The following is a 3,238-nucleotide window of genomic DNA, read 5'->3' on the forward strand; positions in this document are numbered from 1 at the left end:
CGTCGCCCATGAACGGCGTGACGACCCCGTGCAGGGCCATTCCGGCGGGGACCGCGACCAGCCCGGCGAGCAGGCCGACCCCGGCGACGGAGGTGACGACCATCGCGACGGTCTGGCGGGGTGTCATACCGAGTGCCTTGAGGACTCCGAGGTCGCGCACCCGCTCGCGGGTGTCGAGGACGACCGTGTGGAGGACGCCGAGCCCGGCGACCACGACGAGCATCAGCGTGAGCATCCCGATCAGCGCGTCCATGGCCACGATCACGCTGGAGGAGTTGGCGTCGGCGGCGCGGGCGAAGGCGGCGAGACCCGCGTCGTCGAGCGCACGGCCGAGCGCCTCCAGGTACCGCGCCGGGTCGGTGCCCGACGCGGTCTCCACGTGGAACCGGCCGGGCAACGCCCGCTCCCCCAGCCCGAGTTCGGTGAGGGTGGCGGTCGAGGTGAGGAGTGCCATGCCCTCGTCCTGGGTGAAGAAGGCCTCGCCGACGATCCGTACGGTGGCCCGTCGGCCCTTCTCGTCGAGGGTCACCGTGTCCCCGACCCCGATGCCGGCGGCCGTCAGGAACCGGCCGGTCACCACGGCCTGGCCGGGCCCGTCGAACCACCGCCCCGAGACCAGCTCGGGCGCGCCCCACGCCGAGTCGCCCGCGTAGGCCACGACGGTCGTCGCCCCGGTGACCCCGGATGCGGCGACCTGGGCCTGGGCGGTGCCGTAGAACCGTCGGGTGCCGTCCTGGGCGCGGAGCACGGCGGCGACGGCCTCCGGATCGGCCTTCTCCCGCTCGCCGCCCGCCTCCACCACGACCGAGCCGGCCGAGTCGAGCATGCGGCCCTCCTGGACCTTGCCCAGCGTCAGCGCGAGCCCGACGGCGAAGGTGACGGACAGGGCGCCGAAGACGACCGCCGCGGCCACCGTCGCCGACCGAGCGGGCCGGACGAAGGGATGCGCCAGGCCGAGCCGGATCGCCGGAGGCAACAGCGACAGTGGTCGGGCCCGGCCTGGCCGTGCCATCCTCCTGCGCTCGGATCCAGCGCGTCCGGCGCGGGCCACCCACCTGCGCTGGGGCACACCGCGCCCGGCCCCTCCGGGCCCAGCCCCCACCGCGATCGCCTCCACCGTCCGCAGGCGTCCGGCGCGCAGTGCGGGTACCAAGGCGGCGGCCGCGACCAGCAGGAGCGCGGCGCCGGGCACCACGACGTCCACCCAGACCGGGAGCCCTCCGGCCGACGCGCCGAACGCCTCCCCCACCTCGTGCAGCACGGGCACGGCCAGCGCGTTGCCGAGCACCACCCCGAGCGCACAGCCGAGCGCAGCCGGCGCCAAGGCCTGTGCCACGTACGCCCGTACGACTTGCGCGGGCGTGAAACCGAGCGCCTTGAGCACACCGATCCGCCGGGTGGCCGCCCCCACGGCCCCACCCACCACGATCCCGATCACCAGCACCGACAGACACAGCCCGAGCACCCCGAACGCCGCCAGGAACGGCACGAACGCCATCGCGTTCGCCGTCTCGTCCTGCCGCACGGTCAGATACGACTGCGCCCCGCTCATCGCCCCCTCCGGCACGTCCGCGACGATCGCGGCGCGCGCGGCGGCCATGTCGGCCTCGGTCGCGGCCTGCCGGAAGCGGTAGAGCATCTCGTACGCGGTCGAACCGCCCCTGCTGCTTGCGGTGTTGCCCCTTCCGGGTGCGGTGTCGCCGCTCCCGGGTGCGGTGTCGCCGCTCCCGGCCGCGCCGTCGGCGTGGCTCCCGGCCGCGCCGTCGGCGCCCTCCGTCCCGCCGTCGGCGCCCTCCGCTCCGTCGGCCCTCCCCACCAGCGCCTCCGCCAGGGCGGGCGTCACCCAGGCCTCGCCCGTGCCCGTCACCGAGCGGGCGATGCCGACGACGGTCAGCGTGGGGCCGCCCGGTGCGTCGGGGACGGCCAGGCGGTCGCCCGGTCGGAAAGGCCCGGCGTCGGCGGCCACGACGATCTGGCCCGGCCGGGTGGCCCACTCGCCCTCGACCAGGTCGATCACGTCGACGGGTCCGCCCGCGTCCTTCCGGCCGACGACGGTGATCGGCGGCAGGTCGACCCCGGCCGGCAGGAATTCGGACCCCGTGACGGTACGGGGACGTACCGAGACGATCGGGAAGGGCCCGGCCACGGCGGTCACTCCGGGCGCGTCAGCGGTCGCCGCGAGCCGCTCCGCCGTCACCTTCGTCCCGTCGAACCGCCCCGTCAGATGCGCGCCGCGCTGCTCCGCGAAGGCCCTCTCGAAGGGCGCCCGTGCGGCGACGAGCAGCCCGACCGCGAGCACGGACGCGGTCACGGCCATGAGCGTCGTCAGCACCATCACGACGGTCCGCACCCGCCGACGCCCGACGCCGGCCCGCACCACCCGCCCGAGCGCGCTCACCGGCCCACCGCCGCCACGCCCGAGCCGCCGAGGTCGTCGCTGCCGCCGGGGCCGTTGCGCGGGTCCTCCCCCACGTCGAGGCGGCGGCCGCCCCGCGGTTCGTCACGCAGCGCGTCGCGCAGCTCGTCGCGCACGATCCGGCCGTCGACGAGTTCCACCGTCCGATGCGCGCAGGCCCGGGCGAGGCGCGGGTCGTGGGTGACGAGGACGATCGTCTGACCGTCCGCGTTGAGTTCGGTGAGGAGCGCGCGGACGTCGTCGCCGGACGCGGTGTCGAGGGCGCCGGTGGGTTCGTCGGCGAGCAGGAGGGCGGGGCGGTTCATCAACGCGCGGGCCACGGCGACCCGTTGCCGTTCGCCCCCGGACAACCGGCCGGGATACGCGTGGGTGTGCCGGTCGATACGGAGGTACTCCAGCAGGCCCGCCGCCCGTCGACGGGCCTCGGTCCTGCCCAGGCCTGCCAACTGGGCTGGCAACAGCACGTTGTCGATGACGGTCAGGTCGTCCAGCAGATGGAAGAACTGGAAGACCATGCCGACCTTGGCCCGCCGGTACCGCGCCGACCCGGCCTCCCCCAGCCGGTCCACCCGCACGCCGTCGACCGTGACGCTCCCCGAACTCGGCCGGTCCAGCCCCGCGATCAGGTTGAGCAACGTCGACTTGCCGCTCCCCGACGGGCCGATGACGCTCACCGCCTCCCCCGCCCGCACGCGCAGGGAGACCCCGTCGAGCGCGGGCGGCCCCTCACCGTCGTACGCCCTGCGCACCTCACGGATGTCGATGACGGGCGGGCCGTGGTCGCCGGTGGTGGTGGGTGATGGCGAGCGCGGAGGCGGGGGC

General features: G+C 75.6%; 2 protein-coding genes. Both read right to left on the reverse strand.

What is annotated here, in order from left to right:
- On the reverse strand, positions 1-2,398 hold a 2,398-nt coding region (locus P1P70_RS42490; RefSeq protein WP_319247545.1), incomplete at its 3' end, for an ABC transporter permease.
- On the reverse strand, positions 2,395-3,180 hold the full coding sequence (locus tag P1P70_RS42495) for an ABC transporter ATP-binding protein (protein ID WP_319247547.1): 786 nt from the start codon (positions 3,178-3,180) through the stop codon (positions 2,395-2,397). The genes P1P70_RS42495 and P1P70_RS42490, both read right to left, overlap by 4 nt.
- Positions 3,181-3,238 lie beyond the last annotated feature (58 nt).

This window comes from Streptomyces sp. MB09-02B (genome assembly GCF_033794485.1).
Classification (GTDB): Bacteria; Actinomycetota; Actinomycetes; order Streptomycetales; family Streptomycetaceae; genus Streptomyces.